At 40.7% G+C, this 17,802-nt stretch carries 23 protein-coding genes and 2 tRNA genes; 2 read left to right on the forward strand and 23 right to left on the reverse strand.

The window, feature by feature from the left end; genetic code table 11:
• Window positions 1-507: 507 nt before the first annotated feature.
• The 16 genes from ACFSFY_RS02475 to ACFSFY_RS02550 all read right to left on the reverse strand — a co-directional run bounded on the left by ACFSFY_RS02475 (window position 508) and on the right by ACFSFY_RS02550 (window position 11,413).
• Entirely contained in the window at window positions 508-1,038 is a 531-nt protein-coding gene (locus ACFSFY_RS02475) for a CueP family metal-binding protein (protein WP_381535601.1), read from the reverse strand.
• A gap of 268 nt (window positions 1,039-1,306) precedes the next feature.
• Window positions 1,307-1,367, reverse strand: a tRNA-Arg gene (locus tag ACFSFY_RS02480).
• A gap of 127 nt (window positions 1,368-1,494) precedes the next feature.
• The gene (locus tag ACFSFY_RS02485; protein ID WP_381535602.1) at window positions 1,495-1,761 is read right to left on the reverse strand and encodes a hypothetical protein; all 267 of its coding nucleotides are present in this window, start codon (window positions 1,759-1,761) and stop codon (window positions 1,495-1,497) included.
• Window positions 1,762-2,281: 520 nt separating this feature from the next.
• Window positions 2,282-2,848 carry a recombinase family protein gene (locus tag ACFSFY_RS02490; protein WP_381535603.1) on the reverse strand — a complete coding sequence of 189 codons (567 nt, stop codon included), beginning with the start codon at window positions 2,846-2,848 and terminating at the stop codon, window positions 2,282-2,284.
• Between the two features lie 890 nt (window positions 2,849-3,738).
• On the reverse strand, window positions 3,739-3,963 hold the full coding sequence (locus ACFSFY_RS02495; RefSeq protein ID WP_381535604.1) for a hypothetical protein: 225 nt from the start codon (window positions 3,961-3,963) through the stop codon (window positions 3,739-3,741).
• Window positions 3,964-4,683 carry a hypothetical protein gene (locus ACFSFY_RS02500; RefSeq protein ID WP_381535605.1) on the reverse strand — a complete coding sequence of 240 codons (720 nt, stop codon included), beginning with the start codon at window positions 4,681-4,683 and terminating at the stop codon, window positions 3,964-3,966. It lies immediately after the preceding gene.
• Window positions 4,680-5,420, reverse strand: coding sequence for a hypothetical protein (locus tag ACFSFY_RS02505; protein WP_381535606.1), 741 nt, complete (start codon window positions 5,418-5,420; stop codon window positions 4,680-4,682). Before ACFSFY_RS02505 ends, ACFSFY_RS02500 begins: the two co-directional genes overlap by 4 nt.
• 649 nt (window positions 5,421-6,069) lie before the next feature.
• Window positions 6,070-6,249: a hypothetical protein gene (locus tag ACFSFY_RS02510; protein WP_381535607.1), complete on the reverse strand. Its 180-nt coding sequence runs from the start codon at window positions 6,247-6,249 to the stop codon at window positions 6,070-6,072.
• An 86-nt stretch (window positions 6,250-6,335) separates the two neighbouring features.
• The gene (locus tag ACFSFY_RS02515; protein WP_381535608.1) at window positions 6,336-6,551 is read right to left on the reverse strand and encodes a helix-turn-helix domain-containing protein; all 216 of its coding nucleotides are present in this window, start codon (window positions 6,549-6,551) and stop codon (window positions 6,336-6,338) included.
• Window positions 6,552-6,659: 108 nt separating this feature from the next.
• The gene (locus tag ACFSFY_RS02520; protein ID WP_381535609.1) at window positions 6,660-7,388 is read right to left on the reverse strand and encodes a hypothetical protein; all 729 of its coding nucleotides are present in this window, start codon (window positions 7,386-7,388) and stop codon (window positions 6,660-6,662) included.
• A 12-nt stretch (window positions 7,389-7,400) separates the two neighbouring features.
• Window positions 7,401-7,583, reverse strand: a complete 183-nt coding sequence (locus ACFSFY_RS02525) for a hypothetical protein (protein WP_381535610.1) — start codon at window positions 7,581-7,583, stop codon at window positions 7,401-7,403.
• 3 nt (window positions 7,584-7,586) lie between these two features.
• Entirely contained in the window at window positions 7,587-7,823 is a 237-nt protein-coding gene (locus ACFSFY_RS02530) for a hypothetical protein (RefSeq protein ID WP_381535611.1), read from the reverse strand.
• Between the two features lie 19 nt (window positions 7,824-7,842).
• The gene (locus ACFSFY_RS02535) at window positions 7,843-9,045 is read right to left on the reverse strand and encodes a hypothetical protein (RefSeq protein WP_381535612.1); all 1,203 of its coding nucleotides are present in this window, start codon (window positions 9,043-9,045) and stop codon (window positions 7,843-7,845) included.
• Window positions 9,046-9,416: 371 nt separating this feature from the next.
• Entirely contained in the window at window positions 9,417-9,758 is a 342-nt protein-coding gene (locus ACFSFY_RS02540; RefSeq protein ID WP_381535613.1) for a hypothetical protein, read from the reverse strand.
• 1,080 nt (window positions 9,759-10,838) lie between these two features.
• Entirely contained in the window at window positions 10,839-11,027 is a 189-nt protein-coding gene (locus tag ACFSFY_RS02545) for a hypothetical protein (RefSeq protein ID WP_381535614.1), read from the reverse strand.
• Between the two features lie 143 nt (window positions 11,028-11,170).
• Window positions 11,171-11,413, reverse strand: a complete 243-nt coding sequence (locus ACFSFY_RS02550) for a hypothetical protein (RefSeq protein ID WP_381535615.1) — start codon at window positions 11,411-11,413, stop codon at window positions 11,171-11,173.
• A 154-nt stretch (window positions 11,414-11,567) separates the two neighbouring features.
• Here ACFSFY_RS02550 and ACFSFY_RS02555 point away from each other — a divergent pair, with 154 nt between their 5' ends.
• Entirely contained in the window at window positions 11,568-11,786 is a 219-nt protein-coding gene (locus tag ACFSFY_RS02555; protein ID WP_381535616.1) for a helix-turn-helix domain-containing protein, read from the forward strand.
• Window positions 11,787-12,014: 228 nt separating this feature from the next.
• Here ACFSFY_RS02555 and ACFSFY_RS02560 read toward each other — a convergent pair whose 3' ends face one another.
• The 4 genes from ACFSFY_RS02560 to ACFSFY_RS02575 form a co-directional block, all read right to left on the reverse strand.
• Window positions 12,015-12,359, reverse strand: coding sequence for a hypothetical protein (locus ACFSFY_RS02560; protein WP_381535617.1), 345 nt, complete (start codon window positions 12,357-12,359; stop codon window positions 12,015-12,017).
• 192 nt (window positions 12,360-12,551) lie between these two features.
• Entirely contained in the window at window positions 12,552-13,325 is a 774-nt protein-coding gene (locus ACFSFY_RS02565) for a MarR family transcriptional regulator (protein ID WP_381535618.1), read from the reverse strand.
• Window positions 13,326-13,486: 161 nt separating this feature from the next.
• Window positions 13,487-14,461, reverse strand: coding sequence for a tyrosine-type recombinase/integrase (locus ACFSFY_RS02570; protein WP_381535619.1), 975 nt, complete (start codon window positions 14,459-14,461; stop codon window positions 13,487-13,489).
• A gap of 168 nt (window positions 14,462-14,629) precedes the next feature.
• Window positions 14,630-14,701, reverse strand: a tRNA-Arg gene (locus tag ACFSFY_RS02575).
• Between the two features lie 148 nt (window positions 14,702-14,849).
• Between ACFSFY_RS02575 and clpP the strand changes: the two genes are divergently transcribed.
• Window positions 14,850-15,461 (forward strand): ATP-dependent Clp endopeptidase proteolytic subunit ClpP, encoded by a 612-nt coding sequence (clpP, locus tag ACFSFY_RS02580; RefSeq protein WP_381535620.1) that lies wholly within the window; start codon window positions 14,850-14,852, stop codon window positions 15,459-15,461.
• Between the two features lie 105 nt (window positions 15,462-15,566).
• On the opposite strand, the gene ACFSFY_RS02585 is transcribed toward clpP, so the two are convergent.
• Genes ACFSFY_RS02585 through ACFSFY_RS02595 form a run of 3 tightly spaced genes read right to left on the reverse strand, consistent with a single transcriptional unit; the run spans window position 15,567 to window position 17,798 of the window.
• Entirely contained in the window at window positions 15,567-15,824 is a 258-nt protein-coding gene (locus tag ACFSFY_RS02585) for an HPr family phosphocarrier protein (protein WP_381535621.1), read from the reverse strand.
• A 30-nt stretch (window positions 15,825-15,854) separates the two neighbouring features.
• On the reverse strand, window positions 15,855-16,802 hold the full coding sequence (gene whiA / locus ACFSFY_RS02590) for a DNA-binding protein WhiA (protein ID WP_381535622.1): 948 nt from the start codon (window positions 16,800-16,802) through the stop codon (window positions 15,855-15,857).
• Between the two features lie 30 nt (window positions 16,803-16,832).
• Entirely contained in the window at window positions 16,833-17,798 is a 966-nt protein-coding gene (locus ACFSFY_RS02595; protein ID WP_381535623.1) for a gluconeogenesis factor YvcK family protein, read from the reverse strand.
• Window positions 17,799-17,802: the final 4 nt, after the last annotated feature.

Raw genomic sequence — 17,802 nt, forward strand, 5'->3', positions numbered from 1 at the left:
ATTAACGATAGAATTAAAGTTTTATATTGAGTCGCTTATCGATATAGAAGTCCTTAGAATATTAAAGATCTTTTTTTATACTTTAAGGTAAAACCGTCCATTAAAACATTGTAATTCCATTTTCGGGAAATTCCCTTATATTCCTTCTTTTTCAATGTACAATCTTAGTTGCTTGGAGTGCAAGGCGGCGACTCTGGGAGGATCAGCGGGACAGGTGAAACAACCAACGGTAGCGAAGCGAACGGGTTGGTTCACCGCCCGCCCTCCAGAACGCGTCCGCCCGGAACGGAAAGCAACGGTGTACTTGAAAAACCATGTGAAAAGAACAGCCCAAAGATCAGTTTTTGTTGACTATTTAGACAGGCCTATAACAAATAATAACTTCAATTATAGTTGGCTAAAATTCTTCACCAACGTCATTTGTTAAAGAACCAAAAAAGACTCCGACAAGTCTAATGTCGGAGTCTTTTGTATGTGCGTTATATTAATTAATCATTTAATAATAGTTTATCCCAATTGCATAGTTGTGATACACGTGTTATCTCCGTCAAACGTAGAAATTTCTGAGGCTGTTTCTCTATCACCTTGTGTGATAATCACACTAAATCGGTCATCACGCGGCAACCATAAATCTATAAATCCATTAGCTTCTGTTTTCTTCTTTTCATCAAAGATAACATTACCTTCTGAATCTTTTATAAGTACATTAAATTCCTCTTCGACAAGTTCTCCTTGACACCCCGTTAAACTATGAATATCACATGGATGTGTCGCGTTAATAAATGGAGCAATCGAGACAAAAAACTCATCTTCTGGAAGATCATAAGTTGTTACTTCATCATTTTCTTCAGTTACGATGAGTTCAGACGATGTGATCGAAGCTGATTTAGCCATCACATTTCTAACCGTAAAATCGTTTACTAATTTCTTAATTTCAGTTGTATTCATATTCGCTGCTTCATTATTATCATTTCCACTACTACATCCCACCAATAATGCTGAAATAAACACTAAAATTAAGATTGCTTTTAACCTCATATTTTCACTACCCATCTGTTTTATTTAAACTAAAGATTAGGTGTTGAATCACAAATATCTACACCTGTTTGCAAATTATTTTTCTTACTAAATAATCATAATCGCATACAAATAAGTATAACATTCGTATTTGTAAGTTCCAACGCTAACTACCATTACCAATTTCACTCTATTCTTATGCTATCAAAAAAATCCACAAACGCTTATACAACAACGTTTGCAGATTTTTTATAAGTTCTTAATTTATACACAATTAGTGTGAATATGCCCTCGGCGAGAATCGAACTCACATTTTAAGCTTCGGAGGCTTACGTGCTATCCGTTGCACCCTCGCGTATAATAACGGCTGTAACCGTTGGTATGACGCCATTTGTGCGGATATGCTTGGAAGTGATACGTGCTTTCCCGTTTGATTTATGTATTTACATCATATCACGACGCTTGAAATCCGTCTAGTCAGTAATTGCGAATATGATCTATTCCGTAGAAATAATCCAACGCCTCAACTATCGCTGCATCTTGTTTATGTTCCCTCGTAGTAATAGCGGAAACAAACTTAATAAAGCACATTTCCTTACGAGTGAAGCGCCATGCACCACGCTCTTTTGCGCCAAAGCTTGTTATTATTTCGCTTACTACCCCGGCGATTTCCTTCGTTGCCGTTATATTAACCCCAACAATCCGCTTAACTTCTGTCGTACTATAATATACTTCTGTACCCACGTTATCACCTCGCCCTCTAAAACGAAGTCTATCGCATAAGTTAACCGTCGAATATATGCGGATATAACTGTTTCCATAAAGCTAAATTTTAAGTGGTTTTGAGTATGTTTGACGGATATAAAAAACCATCGAATTTCGGTACTATATAATAGAAGGTAAATTACGTAATGCCGACGATAAGCTGACGTAATGCTGACGAAGACCCCCGAAGTGTAAAAATTTAGTCGCGTATTTTTTTACGAATGAAACGGCTTTTAAGGAAGGCCGCTTTCTAGGATTGCGAACCCCGTGAGTATAAAAATCCGGCTGAATACGTTGCTTATCCGATAGCACCGACACGCTGCGACATAGCCCCCGTATCAATAAAGTTAAAGCGTTTGTTTAATTTCTGCGGTTAAAAATAGCGGAAATGATGCAACGAATCTCACGCATGTAATCCGGCTGTAAATCGTTTCCATTTTCATACAAGCCCCCCGCCTAAATTATTTACGGATAAATAAGAAAGACGCTCGGCCATCGTTCAGCCTTGCGCCTGTTGCTTCTGTATTCGTCTGTATCGAGTTAGCGTCGCTTTGCTTATGTCTAACATACGCTCAACCTCGGTATAGCTGTGCGTGTCTAGTAGTTGCATAGCGTGGTCTATTTGTTTCTTTGTAAACTTACGCGGTCTACCTTCTCGATAGTCCGGGCGTTGCCTTGCTATCGCTTTGCCCTCGGCTAAACGTTCAACGATCATATCCCTTTCAAACTCGGCTACACCGCTTAGTATCGTAATCATAAAGCGACCCATCGGAGTGTTGTCCGCCATACCCATGTTAAGTATATGAACACGGACGCCACGCCCTAACAGTTCCTTAATTGTTGTGATACCGTCCTCTGCGGTACGTGCGAACCTATCAAGCTTAGTAACGGTTAGCGTGTCACCTTCCTTTAGTATCTTCAATAGCTTAGTAAACTCCGGCCTATCCTTCTGCGTACCTGTATACTTCTCGCGGTATACCTCGGTGCAACCCTCTGCTTCTAACTGGCGTACCTGTTCCGTAAAGTCTTGCGTGTTACCGCTAACCCGTGCATATCCGTACCTCATACAATCGCCCTCCTACTTATGATTACGTATTATGATTACGTTATAAGTCGATTGTAGCACGGTCGAGGCATCATCGTCAATACTTAACAGTTATGATTACGTTAAGGCTTATTGATTACGTCAATTAACCGTCATTTATCCGTCAATAGGTGACCCCATGATGTGGAGGTAGGCCACGCCTCGACGCCTCGACCCCAGTAATCTGCGGTATTTAGGAACTTATCGGAAATATTCAGCATCTCAAAGCGTTTTGACCTTCACGCGGATATTCTCCGAACCTGTTAATCTGCGTTATCTCCGTTACCCCAAACCTTCGCCATTACTCAACTCTGCTAAACGTCCCCCCAACGTGCATTTACACGCATGAAATAACCGCAATATTACCGATTTCGGAGGGTATGGAATCGCTGTAAACGTTGCACTATGTAGGACATTTTCGGTACTCGTAACGTTGTCAAATCGCCCATAAAAGCCCAGTAATGCCCAACGCTGCTTTTAACTTCCTTCTATAAGAGCGTTCAAATATCGTAACTGTGCATGGTTGGGCGGTTGCCCTAATTCCGCAATGTCCTACTGCCGTCCGATTTTATGCAACAAACGTAGTTACTAAATCGGTATTATTACGATGCATGTAAAGCGGTTATTTTCGTCTTTAGTAAGCCGTCAAATTACGGCCATATTCGGTATTACTTATGTATAAAAAGAAAGCGCCATGCCCACGAATTAGACTAGCGTTCAGCCTATCGTATGACATAGCGCCCTTTACGTTTGTGCCTCCGTCGGATATTAGTTTGTTAAGGGAACTCAGCTTCCCCCGGGTGATAGCGTCGAATCAGCTTCTGCGGTCGCTTTATATTCTCTTTAACCATCGCACCCCGTTATTTCTTACGTTATTGTATACCGCCGTGCAATTTGTGCTTAATTCGCTCGTACATTTGCCGACCCAATTTCGTGCCGTCTTTCTTGCTCGGCTTACTTCTAAACCCGTTCATAGGCTTAGGGTCAACGAATTGAACAACGCCCCGTTTAGCATTTAGTCGTTTCTGTATCTCAGCTTCGAGAATCGCGTCTTCCTTTGTTTCTTCTTCTATTTCTTCCGGAGTTAGTTCACTCATTTATTTACGCCCCTGAACATTCTTTAATATCCTGTAATCTACCGAAGCCGTTGAACCGCTGTTTTCAACCGCTGCAAGATGTCGTAAAGTTGTAACGTGTGTATTCTCGACGGTCTTCAAGCTCTTTTGTATTCGTTCGACTAAGTTCACAGTTTCCGGATCTTGACTGCTCGCATATCCGCTAATCTCACCCCATCGTTTCAACGTTTCCACCTTTTCGGGAATCGTCATTGTCTTAACTGCGAGGTCTAGCATACGGAATATGTCCGTGGGGTTACTGCTGATAAGAAACTGCGTTACTATTGAATCCGCTTTGCCTCGTGCTGTTTCGATTTCCGCGGGATCGCCCACGGGGTCTAACGCTCTTGAAGCTGAATCAATCCGTAACGCTGCTAATTCGGCTTTATAGTGCATGTCCTTTTCGTCCATCGCCTTTGCCGTTTCTCCTTCTAATTCTGCGAGTTGATAATTTAATTCAGCCGGGTTATCTGCGAACCTCGGATTATGCAAGATTTCCTTTCGTTTAGCCTTGTATGAATCCGTCTGTAAAGTTGCCTCTTGTTTGATTGCGTTTAGCGTTGGTAATGAAATAACCTCGGCTACACCGCTTGCAATCAGTTGGCTTGCGTCCAATTCACTTAATAGGTAAGCATTGCCACTCGTGTATTGTTTACCGTCTGCCACCGTGTCATGTTTGATATATAAGTGTGTGTTCGTCATTTATTATCCGCTCCCTCTTCTTCTTTTTTTGGGTTATCGTTTATAAAAACATCAATAGCATCAAGCGTTTCTGTTGCTGTCCACGTTCCAGCGATTGCTTTTGCAAGATAATCGGCAAAGGGGACTTCATATCCTCGTGAAATAGCCTCCGTTTGAAACTTTACCGCATCAGAAGACCGAGTAATTTCAGCACCTTCAGCCCCTAATTGCATAAATGCTTTTACTACATTTTCTTTTGTATCGAATTTAACTGTCATATAAAACACTCCTTTTCTATTTTTAGTTTTTATTACTGTTCCGGGGTTGCCGCGATCGGCTTCGGTTTTGCTGGCCGGTCTGTTTGTAGAATGAACCCGTTTTTCGATCGGGGTCTTTCCTTCTTTGGCTCGTATCTCTTTTTCTGTTCTTTCGTCATTCACTTTCACCTCTTCGCTTTCTTTTCTGTGCAATGCCCTTGAAGCAATCCAATTCAAAAAGCTGTGCGTTATTATCCTTCTATCGTTAAAATATTTAATTCGTTCATAAGGTTGCCCACGTTTGGGATCGTTGGCTGTTAAGTCTGCGACCCTAACCTCAATCAGTTCCCCGTCGTTTACGTAATCAAGTAACCATTCCGAATATGCTCGGTACAATTCTCTTCTGCTGGCGTCCTCGATGTAAAGGGCGTATGCGTAAATTATGATATTATCCGAATCGACTTCAACGATTGCAGCACATCGACTTTTCCCGTGTCGCATACTCCTAACTAGAAACGTCCTTATCCGATGTTTCCCCGTCATGTAAAGCCGACACCCCCCTCTATTAATGCGTACATGTTCAACCTGTCCGGACGCCTTCCTTAACTTCTATCCCCTTCACTATCCCATCGCCATGTAATCAACGGCTGTGCGGTCGTAGGCATGTGTTTAGCGTCCTAAATACACGCTTTTACGGTTGTAAGAGATTACTTGCTTCTACGTTTAGCATCGTAAAGGATTCGTTTAGTTTTCCGGACTGCATCGGCGCAAGGTGAACATCTTATTTGGCGGTTACTGTTTCGGGTATACGGCTTATTGCATCGCTCGCAATTATGAACGTTGGGATCGGCGCCGGTTCTGCCTGCAAGATATAACGCTTCGATTTCCTTGTTGCCGGGAATGACGGAGGTTTCTGCATACGTGCATTTCTTTCCGAGGTCGTATATCAACGGGCAAAGGCGATTGCCGCATGAATCGGTTTCGAGTAAACAAAGACCGTTTCTGTCATAGGTCGCACAGTTCTTTTTAATGTAATTCTGAACTTTAGCGTGTACGTGTTGGCCCATATAGAACAATTCCGTTTCGCCCGTAGGTCCGTGGGCTAGCCGTCAATTTTGTATTTTTGTTCGTCAATGTAATCTCTTCCTTTCTATTCTTCCGTAGTTTCCGTGTCTTCCGAATGTTCTCGGAGGTACTTTGTTAAGCCCTCAGCGTCGACTAGAACCGGGCTCATATCTTTCAAGCGGTAAGTCGTAACATCTCCACCTATCGCCGTGCCTTGGCGTCCGAGTGGCGCGGCTGATACAGTAACGCCTTTCTTTTCTGTCATAACGATTTTCCTCCTTGCAATTTGACTTTATATGTGTTATGCTCGTTATGGTGGACTCTGCCAAAAACGGAATTAAGAGCATAAAACTAAATAGATGTTCTTTTATAGTTCTCATAATACTCTTCAAAATCGGCATCTAACTTGAAACGGGCTGCGACTCTTCCTCTCATGTATGGTGACAACCCCCGAACCCCGCTTTCTATCGCGTCGATAGTACTCTGTGACACGTTCAAAAACACCGCCATTTCATGCTGCGTCATTTCATTGTAAAGACGGAGAACCATAAACCTTTCTTTACTCATATAGACCACTTCCTTTTCTTTAGTTTGTATTCGTTTTACCATCATAATCGTAAATAAATACCGGACTTATCCGGTCTTCCACCTATACCCTAGCTATACCACCTAAACTTAGCGCATGTATTGATGTTTTCCCCATATTTCACCCCAATATATAACCGAACGACGGCGCTCATCTTGCATATGTTTATCGGAATACTTCGCTTCATAGTAAACTACGCTATCCGCTGCGCTCATTGTCGTTATTGTTGCCGGTCTTTCTTTCTTGTCACTCGGCAAAAATCTAACGCGAATATCTTCGACGCCCTTTTCATCGCCGTTGTAGTCGATTACCTCAGCTACTCGTTTTTTACCGCCCATTTCTATTTCACGCATTTTGGCCGCACGGATATATTCAACTTTATCGACTGAATACGACGGTTCATGCTTCCAGCTCATTTTCATCATTTCATAATCGTCAGTCCAAAACGGGTATTCTAAATGATCGTTGTAATACTTTTCTCTATTCGTTAGTTTTTTAGGTTTCTTCGGTTTGGCTGCGTTCTTTGTACGGGTGTATTTTGCTTTGCGTAAATTACGACACTCCGGCGAACATACTACTGAACTATTATTCTTCGTAATATCACGGTAATAGTATTCGCAATATGCACAACGTCTTTCTTTCTTATCGTGAACGACTGCGTTCATTATCTGCTTAACTATCGGCATAGCTGTGTGAAACGTAAATCCGGCCATGAATTGGGCTGCGTATAATACCGCACCGTGTCCCGGTTCTTCATATTCAATCGTTTCAATTACTTCGATTAATTCTGCTGTATTTAGTTCGGCTGTTTTCGTCAATGAAATTCCCCCTTATAGTTGTGTTAGATAGTTTTCTAGCTCTTCGCTATTCTCAAAAAGGTATGCAGCTGCGCCCGGGTCTTTCCGCGAGTATTGTATATCTATAATCCGGTGACCCCTTGCAAGTAGTTCCCTAGCAACTCGCATTGATAAGATTGTTTTTCGTGGGTTAATCGGTTTCAATTCGTTCGGCATTAATTAGCCCCCTCTTTTTATTTTCTGCATGGTTTTTATGATCTCGTTGGCTAAATCGGGTGTTATTTTTAACTTGTCCGGTATTGGTTCGGTCGGAGGATTGCCCCAAACTTGGTCAACTATGCACCTGTAATTACGGAATTCATTTTCTAAATCATGAAAGGCGCTACTCGTTTCGTAGTATTCCCTTTCTAATTCTTCATGCTTTATTAAAAGTTCGTCGTATTGTTGTAAGTTCATATCAGCACTCTCCTTAGTTTTATATTTCGTAATTTGCCCATGCTTTTAGTAGTCCGCGCATACGTGAAGAAGGTAAATAAAGCATAATTTCCGCGCCGTTTCTGATACGTGAACGCCATACCCATTGAAGAAGATCAGACACCGCGAGCATATCCTCGTTTACAGAAACGCCATTATCTTGGAAGAATGACATAGTATTAGGGTTAGCGTAACGATTAAAAATGTATGCAATCGCCCACTTCTCCGAGTGTTCATTCGTTGCCCTGGCATTTACTGGAATCATTACTTTCTTATATCCGCGAGGTGCTACCATGTTTTCTACTTCTTTTAACGTCGAAAAGTATGTGTCCGCGTTCTTCGCTTCGGCGATATTCTGAAAGTAGTTATACATGTTCAACTGTAATTGGCCTAATACGTCGCCGTTTGCACGTCTTAAAAAGGTAGCGCTTAAAGCGTTCTTTCTATTTGCAACGTCGTTCAATTTCCCCTCATATAAATCTATTAATCCGAGTAACTCCTTGCGCCCCTCATTCTTAATATCATGCTCAGTTAATTCGTAACGCCCCCCGTCAACCTTTACCGCCTTGTATCCATATTCAAAACGGAATAAGTCGAAGTAATAACGTTGCATCTGTCCTTTAAATAGATACGTCATTAAAATGACTTTATCGACTGCCCTAAATACCGACGGAGGGAACGCCCATACTAGAAACTTTCCACGGTGATAGAATAAGTTTCCGGCTTGTGCAAGTAATCGAATGTCTTTATATCGACTGTCATCGTTGGGATCGCCTTTCCACTCGACGCGATTATTTATAACTTCTATATCTCCGCTCGCTTCTAATCTTCTAATATCCGTTTGCCTAACATTTACCGGTTCAACGCAATCCATAACTTCATCAAGAATCAACGTATATCCGCTATCTGTAAGTAACTCAATTAGTTCCTCGTCTGCTGTCTGAAACAACGAATGAGTTGAGGCTATATTTTCGCCTGTTACAATCAACTCTTTCAAACTACGCATCTTACGCCCTTCGTCGTTTGCGTTATTCGGTTCTATGAAATGTCGGTCAGTAACGCCATCTTTTATGCGTTCAACTTCTGCTAAGTACGGCGTAATGTAAATAAACTTTTCGAACGGTTGCGCTTCGTTCATGTACTGTATTGCGTATTGCGTCTTTCCGCTGCCCATTATCGAATCAATTACTGTGATTTCCGTCATTTAATCGTCCCCCTTAGTAGTTGCTACATGGCTTCGTTTAGGAAGGTAGCGTCCTAAAATAGTTTACAAACGTTGTCGTGGTGCGGTTTATAGCGTGTCATCCTTAGAAGGAAAGAGTACGTTTTATATTACATACTTCCGATTAACTTTAGTTAATTGGTATGTCTTATCTCTTGTGTTATCGACTGAATACGATTGTTGTACCAACCCTCAAAAGATACCTAAAATAGAAGTTCACTATTTTCGGGACTATCTTAATTACGACGGTTATATCGCATCCTTAAAAGATTGTCGTCTATATATATAGATTGATTGCACTTTCCCACGGAATAAGCGAATGAACCCGTTACCGCGTAGCAGGACTTGATACGTTAAATTACGCCTTCCCAATCGTCACCGAGTAATAAAATAGCGTGTAACTTGTGGCTTTCCGCTACATTCGAAAGTACATCCTCATACTCAATTTTCCCGATAATGTAATCGCAAACTACTTCGAGCATGTGATCGTTGCCCTCATAGCTGTATTCCGCAAAGCCTAAACGGTGAATTAATACGTCGATTAGTACGGCCGTTTCTTCGCCTAAATATTCGGTGCTGAAATCGCCGTCTTCATCTTCAACAAATTCCGCTAGACTATCCATTTTCAACTGCATAGAACGCAATGCCTCGGCCATTCTACGAGTTAGCGCTGCTTGTTTCGTTTTGTTCGTCAATTAAATCTCCCCTTTAGTTGTTTTGTTTGCTGCTGTACAATTCCGCTTAAAACCGTTGGCGTGATTCGCTGCGAAATTACTTTCCTATTATTTACTGTGTAAAAGAATCGTAATTCGGACCACCCACTCTGTTCCCACAGTGACTTTCCATATTCGGACCACCTACTTATGAATAGACACTAAACTTTCGATTGTGCGACATTGCCCTTATTACATACGCACCATTAACCCCATGATTCGGACCACTCATTAGAGAAGGGGGTATATATTCAGAAGTTGCGACAATGGAATTAAACCTCCTACTAGACTTGCCCCATTTATTAGAGATTGTGGGACATTCTCTTACTCTCTTTGTATAAATGATTTTGAAATTCGGACCATCTATTAAGAACTGTGTAATAATTTCGATATATGGGACACTCACTTACCTCTTTTGTATAAATGATTTCCGTTTATGGGACATAACCACTCATATTAGAAGGGGGTAATACTTTCAGATTCGGACCAACTTATTAAGCACTGTGTAATAAATCTTGTAATTGCAACATCGCCCCTACTCCTTCTGTATAAATGAAACTCGGAATTGCAACATAATATCCACGATTATTTCGCCCCCTATTAGACCTGCACAGTAAAAACAGGATATTGCGACATCACCCCTACTCTTTATACGACGGAAAAAATACCGATTGCTACAACAGAATATTTCGCTCCCTATTAGACCCGCACCAATAAAACGGGGTATTGCAACATTTCGCCGGTAACTTATTTTCAAAATCCCGTACCTATGCATTTCCACTTTTTGCAATCGGTGAAAATCGAAGGGGTCGCGTCATTATTTCTACGAATAATTGACCTCCTATTTCTCCTACACGATTAAAACGCGTTTGTGCGACATTTCTTCATAAACTATTTTACGGAATCGCATACCTACGCTATTATCGTTTTTGCAATACCTGTAAATCGGAGGGATCGCGCCATAAAACGGCAACAAAAAAGACGCCCATCGCCAAATGACCGTCTTACTAAGGAATCCAACGCCAATCAGATCCCGCTATCTATATCCATTCGCCCACTCGGTCACTTATTCTTACCGCTTAATACGTCCTCAATCGCCTTCAATCGAGGGTACACCGCTGTTTCCTGTAGTTCCCCCGATTCTAAGTGTGCGAGTTGTTGCGATATTGCGAACCATATATCGGCAACCTCTTTATTACTGCATATCAGCGTTACTTTATTGAAATCGTCACCGTGGAATACCTGTTTCATTTCGCCCAACTCCTTCTATAGTAGTGTGTACGCGGTGATTGCGATTGGTAAGCTGTAAAATGCAATTAACCATGCATAGTCGCTCCAATGGACTTGCTCCGAGTCGTCCGCTAGGAAATATCGACGTAAGCTCATAAAGGCGCTCATAACGTCGCACCCGCGATAATACGAAGTAATTCGATAGCTGTTACTGTTTCAATAGAATGAAATAAATGTTCAGTTGCGTGATTCCACGTAAAACTTAATTGATAGCCGTTAATGGTTAACGTAGCTTCTTTCCCGTCATATATCTTTAGCTTTATTCCGGTATCTAAAATATACGTTACTACCTCAACCGTGAAATCTTCTTCTACTACTTCATTCTTAACCATCGATACTGACATCATTATTATTCGCCCCATTCCTATAGTTAATTACGCTAAACGTAATCATTAAGTTAACTATAATTCCGTTAGGCGTAATTGTCAAGCATTATAATTACATTTACCGTAATTACCTTTCATGGTACAATCGGAATATGAAATAACGGGGGTGAGATCGTTGTCCAAACGAGTAAAGGTAATGCTGCGCGATAAAATGGTACTTGAAGGCTTCGACCAAAAACGATTGGCAATAGCTACTGGCTTAACTGAACGAACTATCTCCGAGTTGATAAACGGTAAAATGAAACGTTATCCAAAAGAGGCAATAGAAAAGATTGCCAACGTTTTAGGCGTCAAAGATATTAACGAGATTCTGACGTTAGTAGAAGAAGAATAACGATAAGCATTTGGAGTCCCATCGTATATTTACGGAGGGACTTTTGGTTTCAGAATAATTCTCCAACACAAATAAGCGAAGTAATGAAAGTAATTTATCTCCTAAAGTTAATTCAAGTAATTTGTAGAATCAGAATTAAATTCTTTTCTAAATACAAAAGACCCCACGCAGTTAAGCGTAGAGTCCTCAGAATATGCGTATTCAATTAGCGTTACTTCTATAGTAGCGTTACTTCCGTTTCTTCTTACCCGCCTTAACCCACTTAATCGGATTCAGCGTCCCACACGTATCGCATTTCGAGTCCTTGACGGTTACCTTAACTTTATACGACTCACCGCAAGCAACGCAGTCTACGGACTCTTTAGGCATCCCAGCGTACATTATCATGAACCCTACGAGTAGTCCGAGGAATCCGGGGATTGCGAGTATTATCGTTGCTATCATAATGAAGCTTATCGTAATGAATACGAGTCCTAGCATCATTCCACCGGATCGGAACGCCATATTTCGGGGAATCTCCATTGTGCGTACTTGTATCGTGTTGGCCGTTGTTGCGTTGTTAGTCTTCGTCATTGGTAACGCCTCCCTTTTCGAATTTATTCCTAAAAAACGTACACAAATAGACCTATCCTTGTGTACACGAGTTGAAATATCAAAAGATTAATAGCGCTATAAATTTAATTCACATATTTTACAAACCTCCTACTATATAACTATCCCAATATTCTGAGTATATATTATTATCTTTATATATGCAAAGTTACCTCAATGTGTAGCAAATTCAACAGTGATATCATAATCCATAAAAGCCTTGCCAAATAATGCTTTCCCAATCAATTCTTGAAGCACTCCTGAATAATAGCCGGTTATATTTCGAATAGATTTACTTCGTGTTGCTTGCGTTGTAATGTTCAATGCCTGTAACGCTAACTCTTCAAATAACTCAGACTTGTCCCGGTGAATTTCAAACCGTTTCAACTTAATTGATTGCGCTCTATAAACACCGTACAAACGACTTGCAAGAGTATCTTCACCAATTGAATTTAATAACAGCGACTTGAAACGGTTGTATAGCGACTGCTGCGAAGCAAACGTATCATGTAATGATTGGTTAATGTTATTTGAGTTTAAAGGCGTTTCTTTGGTGTGAACTTTGGGTGTGAAATCTTCCTTTTTAATCTCTTTTTCAATCGTAATAATTGCTACGAATACAATCGCATTACTCGACTGCCTACGATCGCCCGAGTGTCGTCTTAATTCGTGCTGAACGATAACTCCGAGACTTTCTAGTTTGTTGCAAGCGTTAATTACTGTTCTGCGTGTAATCCCTAGTTCCGTAGCTATCTTCGATTTGCTGCGATAAGACACTCCGTAATATTTACACGAATAGCGAGCGAGAACGTCAAGCACTTGATAAGTTGCCCGTGTTAATTGATCGCCGTACTGCTTTCTTATTTCTGCGGTGTTTGCGTTTAGCTGCTCGATAGTTTGAAAAGGCTGTAAAGACATATACGTTTCAACTGTATTTAATAATTTCATATTAACCGGCTCCATTCCGAAGCCCCTAAAAAGTGCGCACTCAAATAAACGTTTGATATTCCGCTTTTTTTACGGTATAATAACGTCATACTTTGTTTTCATAAGTCCCGTTAGCGCGGGCGTGTGCGTCCTTTCCGCTTAATTGCGGTTGGGGCGTTTTTTTATTCGATTCCTTTTTCAATAGCTGCATCTAAATCTGTTGAATAAATAGCTACATATTTTCTTAATTCGTTAATATCGCTATGACCCATTAACTTTTGTAACGTGAATATATCCACGCCCGCCTGTATCTTAAACTTTGCAAACGACCTCCTAAATACGTGCGGACTACATTGCACCTCATTAATAACGCCTGCATTTCTTCCGTGTAAACGTATACGATACTGAATAGTAATGACTGCAAGACGTGTGTCTGCTTCTGTTATAAATAGAGCGTCGGTTAAATCTGTTACACCCCTCACCTTCATATAAGCTGTTAACATCGCTTGTAATCGCTTAGTTAAAGGTATTCGGCGAGCATAGCGGTTCTTTGTACGTTGTAAGTTTAATGAACGATCCGATAAGATTACGTCTTGCATATTGATTGCAGCAAGTTCGCTTACTCTTATTCCCGTATCCGTGAACATCATCATAATTGTTAAATCGCGTAGACCGCTAAACGTTGATATGTCCGGTTCACTTAACAACCGCTTTAACTGCGCTTGTGTAAATGTGGCCCCGATTTTGTGGCGTACTTTCAACGTGGCAACTTCACTAGCGACATTAACGTCAATGAAACCTTTCCTTACGCAATAGTTGCCGAATATTTTCCCACTACGTAAACGCGTGTTTATTGTTGTTCGGGCAAATCCCGCTTCTATCTGATTCATTACAAACGCTGTATAGTCGTCTGTGGTTAGATTACGAATATCGGATAAACCCACGTTCAACTCAGCGAACGCACGGCGTAACTGCTTCAACTCCTTCTGATACGACGCTACTGTATCGGGCGATAACCCTTTAATAACGCCGTGATTTAGAAACGATTCAACTGCTTCATCAAACGATACGACCGGCGTTTCTACTTCTTTATCGCGTCCTGCGGCTTTATTTATTTCTGCAAGCAGCGCGGGATTTATCGTCTTTCTTTTAGACAACGCAAAAACCCCCATTCAAATTACGTATTTCAACGTAAATCAAACAGGGGTTCGTCTTATTATGTGCTATTCTTATACGCTGAAATCCCGTATAAAACACCACGTAATTGTCCGTATAAGCTGTGTATCATTCCTTGTATAAACGCTATTGTACCGCGTTTCTTCGTATGCCCTCGGCGAGAATCGAACTCACATTTTAAGCTTCGGAGGCTTACGTGCTATCCGTTGCACCACGAGGGCCCTCTGTACTATTAATAATGAAGCGACAAGATTTATTATACTAATGATATCTATTGAAAGCAAGTTCTTTTTTGTAGGCGTTATATTTGACCTTCATTGACCATACTATGTATGATAAACTTACAGTTGAACTTAAGGAGGAATTGGAATGGTTTTAATACCTACAGTAATTGAACAAACGAATCGTGGGGAACGCGCGTATGATATTTATTCCCGTCTATTGAAAGACCGTATCATCATGCTTGGAACTGGAATTGACGATAATGTTGCGAACTCAATCGTTGCACAACTATTATTCCTAGAAGCTGAAGATCCTGACAAAGATATCTCCATTTACATCAATAGCCCAGGCGGAAGCATTACGGCTGGTATGGCAATTTTCGACACTATGCAATTTATTAAACCTGAGATACAAACAATTTGTATCGGTATGGCTGCATCGATGGGTGCTTTTCTTTTAGCAGCAGGAACGAAGGGCAAACGCTACTCGCTTCCAAACGCAGAAGTAATGATTCACCAACCACTTGGTGGCGCTCAAGGGCAAGCGACTGAAATTGAAATCGCAGCAAAACGAATTCTTTTCCTTCGTGAAAAACTGAATGCTATTCTTGCTGAACGTACTGGGCAATCTGTTGACGTTATTGCAAAAGACACAGATCGTGATAATTTCATGACTGCTGAACGTGCAAAAGAATATGGTTTAATCGATCATATTATCACACGTAGTGATATGAAAAAAGAAGAAACAAAAGAAAAATAAGTTGCAATGAAACCGATCCTTTAAAAGGTCGGTTTTTTTATTACAACAAAACACCGCTTCCGAAAAACGTTTAAATAATTGGAAACGGTACCATTTACTGAATCATTAACTTTCTTTTTCAACTAGAGCGGCTAACGAAAGCAAGGCTTGTTCTTCGTCATTACCGTCTGCTATTAAAGTAATTTGTGTACCGTACGCAATTGCAAGACTCATTATACCCATAATACTTTTCGCATTTACTTGTCGATCGCCTTTTCTTAAAAAGATATCGGCTACAAATCGGTTCGCCTCTTGAACAAATAAAGCTGCTTGACGTGCTTGTAGACCCGGTTTAATTTTTACTTCCACTATTTTCTCCGCCATTTATATTTCACTCCTCTTTACGGCATCTGCTTAGCTGACACCTATTCCTCCATTACGGAGGTTATCTGCAATTTCTTCTATTTTTCTTAAACGATGATTTACTCCAGATTTACTTACCGTTCCACTTGTAACAAGCTCGCCAAGTTCCCTTAGTGTAATATCCTGATTTTCAACTCGAAGTCTTGCAATTTCTTGTAGCCTATCGGGTAATTGATCGAGTCCAATCGTATTTTCAATGAGCTGTATATTTCCAACTTGACGCTGCGCAGCTCCAATGGTTTTATTCATATTGGCTGTGTCGCAGTTTACAAGTCGATTTACACTGTTTCTCATATCCCTTAGTATACGCACGTCTTCAAACTTCATAAGCGCTACATGGGCACCAATAAGGCTTAGAAAATCTGATATTTTCTCTGCTTCCTTCAGGTAAGTGATATATCCCTTTTTTCGCTCAATGGACTTTGCGTTTAAATGGAATGTATTCATTAGATCAACGAGTGCTTCACTATGTTCTTTATAAAACGAAAATATTTCTAAATGATATGAAGAAGTCTCTGGATTATTAACAGATCCTCCTGCAAGGAATGCACCACGTAAATAGGCACGTTGACAACATTTCTTTTTAATCAATTCTGAGGAGATTTCATTTTTAAATTCAAATGCGCCCTTCAAAATCATTAAATCCTCTAAGAGTGGTTTTGCACCATCTCGAATTCTACATATGTAGACGTTATTTTTTTTAAGTCTCATTTTTTTCCGAACAAGTAGTTCTAATTTGTACGGATAAAGACGCTTCAAGTTTGAATATAGACGCCTTGCGATAGCTGCGTTTTCTGTTTGTACATCAAGACTCAGTTGCTTATTTGAAAATGATAAAGCCCCATTCATTCGAATGAATGCGGAAACTTCTGATTTTACGCAGCAATCATCAGCTTCAATTTGAGTCAATTCTTTCTTAGTTCTTGATGCGAAAGACATGATACCCCACCTTCCTTCGAAGAATAATGTCTATTTCTTCTCTGTAGATTCATTCATATATTCGATAATCCATTCTGCAACTTCGTCCGATTTATGTCGTATTCCGCCATCGATGAAAGCTACGATATCTTTCATTACAATATTGGGTACTAACTTTTCTAATTCGGAATGATCGTTTAAAACCGGCCAAGGGGGTCCGTCGTTAAAATAACTTGAGAAATCAGCGTTATTTAATAGGATGGTATCGATAAATGCTTTTCCCGCATGTTCATAAAGTGCTTGAACATGTTGGGAAGCAGTATAGCGATACGTTTCACCAGCTTGTGTTGTCAGATTACATATATATACTTTCTTTGCATTGCATGTTAATACTGCTTCGCGAATGGCTTTAACTAAAATCGTTGGCAATATGCTCGTATATAGACTCCCAGGCCCAAAGATAACGATGTCCGCAGCCATTATGGCAGCAACCGTTTCGGGCAGTGGCTCAACTTCCTCTGGAGTCATGTACACTCTTTGGATTTTACGACCGTACACAGGTATTTTCGATTCCCCTGTTACAATTGTCCCATCTTCTAGTTCAGCGTGCAACGTGATTCTTTGGTTAGCTGCTGGAAGCACTTTACCTTTGATATTAAGAACACGGCTCATTTGCTCAACAGCTCTAGCAAAATCCCCTGTAATATCTGTTAATGCAGCTAACATTAAATTACCTAAAGAGTGACCTTTTAAATCTTCTGAACTGGAAAAACGATATTGAAACATGCTCTCAATGAGGGGCTCTACATCGGATAACGCCGCCATTACGTTTCGTACATCACCCGGGGGAGGTATATCGTATTCATCAAGAAGTCTTCCTGAACTCCCCCCATCATCCGCTACAGTAACTACCGCAGTCAAATCTACAGGATATTTTTTCAGACCACGTAATAAAGTAGCTAATCCCGTTCCGCCGCCTAAGATGACGATTTTTTTTATTTTTTCGGATTCTGTCATGACG

The sequence above is a fragment of the Sporosarcina siberiensis genome (assembly GCF_042681925.1).
GTDB lineage: Bacteria > Bacillota > Bacilli > Bacillales_A > Planococcaceae > Sporosarcina > Sporosarcina siberiensis.

Excerpts from the sequence above, each read along its gene's own strand:
- whiA (WP_381535622.1), bottom strand. The coding sequence starts at position 16,802 with ATGTCTTTCGCATCAAGAACTAAGAAAGAATTGACTCAAATTGAAGCT.
- ACFSFY_RS02510 (WP_381535607.1), bottom strand. The coding sequence starts at position 6,249 with ATGACAGAAAAGAAAGGCGTTACTGTATCAGCCGCGCCACTCGGACGC.
- ACFSFY_RS02490 (WP_381535603.1), bottom strand. The coding sequence starts at position 2,848 with ATGAGGTACGGATATGCACGGGTTAGCGGTAACACGCAAGACTTTACG.
- ACFSFY_RS02565 (WP_381535618.1), bottom strand. The coding sequence starts at position 13,325 with ATGAAATTATTAAATACAGTTGAAACGTATATGTCTTTACAGCCTTTT.
- ACFSFY_RS02595 (WP_381535623.1), bottom strand. The coding sequence starts at position 17,798 with ATGACAGAATCCGAAAAAATAAAAAAAATCGTCATCTTAGGCGGCGGA.
- ACFSFY_RS02500 (WP_381535605.1), bottom strand. The coding sequence starts at position 4,683 with ATGACGAACACACACTTATATATCAAACATGACACGGTGGCAGACGGT.
- ACFSFY_RS02475 (WP_381535601.1), bottom strand. The coding sequence starts at position 1,038 with ATGAGGTTAAAAGCAATCTTAATTTTAGTGTTTATTTCAGCATTATTG.
- ACFSFY_RS02530 (WP_381535611.1), bottom strand. The coding sequence starts at position 7,823 with ATGAACTTACAACAATACGACGAACTTTTAATAAAGCATGAAGAATTA.
- ACFSFY_RS02505 (WP_381535606.1), bottom strand. The coding sequence starts at position 5,420 with ATGCGACACGGGAAAAGTCGATGTGCTGCAATCGTTGAAGTCGATTCG.
- ACFSFY_RS02550 (WP_381535615.1), bottom strand. The coding sequence starts at position 11,413 with ATGATGTCAGTATCGATGGTTAAGAATGAAGTAGTAGAAGAAGATTTC.
- ACFSFY_RS02525 (WP_381535610.1), bottom strand. The coding sequence starts at position 7,583 with ATGCCGAACGAATTGAAACCGATTAACCCACGAAAAACAATCTTATCA.
- ACFSFY_RS02535 (WP_381535612.1), bottom strand. The coding sequence starts at position 9,045 with ATGACGGAAATCACAGTAATTGATTCGATAATGGGCAGCGGAAAGACG.
- ACFSFY_RS02495 (WP_381535604.1), bottom strand. The coding sequence starts at position 3,963 with ATGAGTGAACTAACTCCGGAAGAAATAGAAGAAGAAACAAAGGAAGAC.
- ACFSFY_RS02545 (WP_381535614.1), bottom strand. The coding sequence starts at position 11,027 with ATGAAACAGGTATTCCACGGTGACGATTTCAATAAAGTAACGCTGATA.
- clpP (WP_381535620.1), top strand. The coding sequence starts at position 14,850 with ATGGTTTTAATACCTACAGTAATTGAACAAACGAATCGTGGGGAACGC.
- ACFSFY_RS02585 (WP_381535621.1), bottom strand. The coding sequence starts at position 15,824 with ATGGCGGAGAAAATAGTGGAAGTAAAAATTAAACCGGGTCTACAAGCA.
- ACFSFY_RS02515 (WP_381535608.1), bottom strand. The coding sequence starts at position 6,551 with ATGAGTAAAGAAAGGTTTATGGTTCTCCGTCTTTACAATGAAATGACG.
- ACFSFY_RS02560 (WP_381535617.1), bottom strand. The coding sequence starts at position 12,359 with ATGACGAAGACTAACAACGCAACAACGGCCAACACGATACAAGTACGC.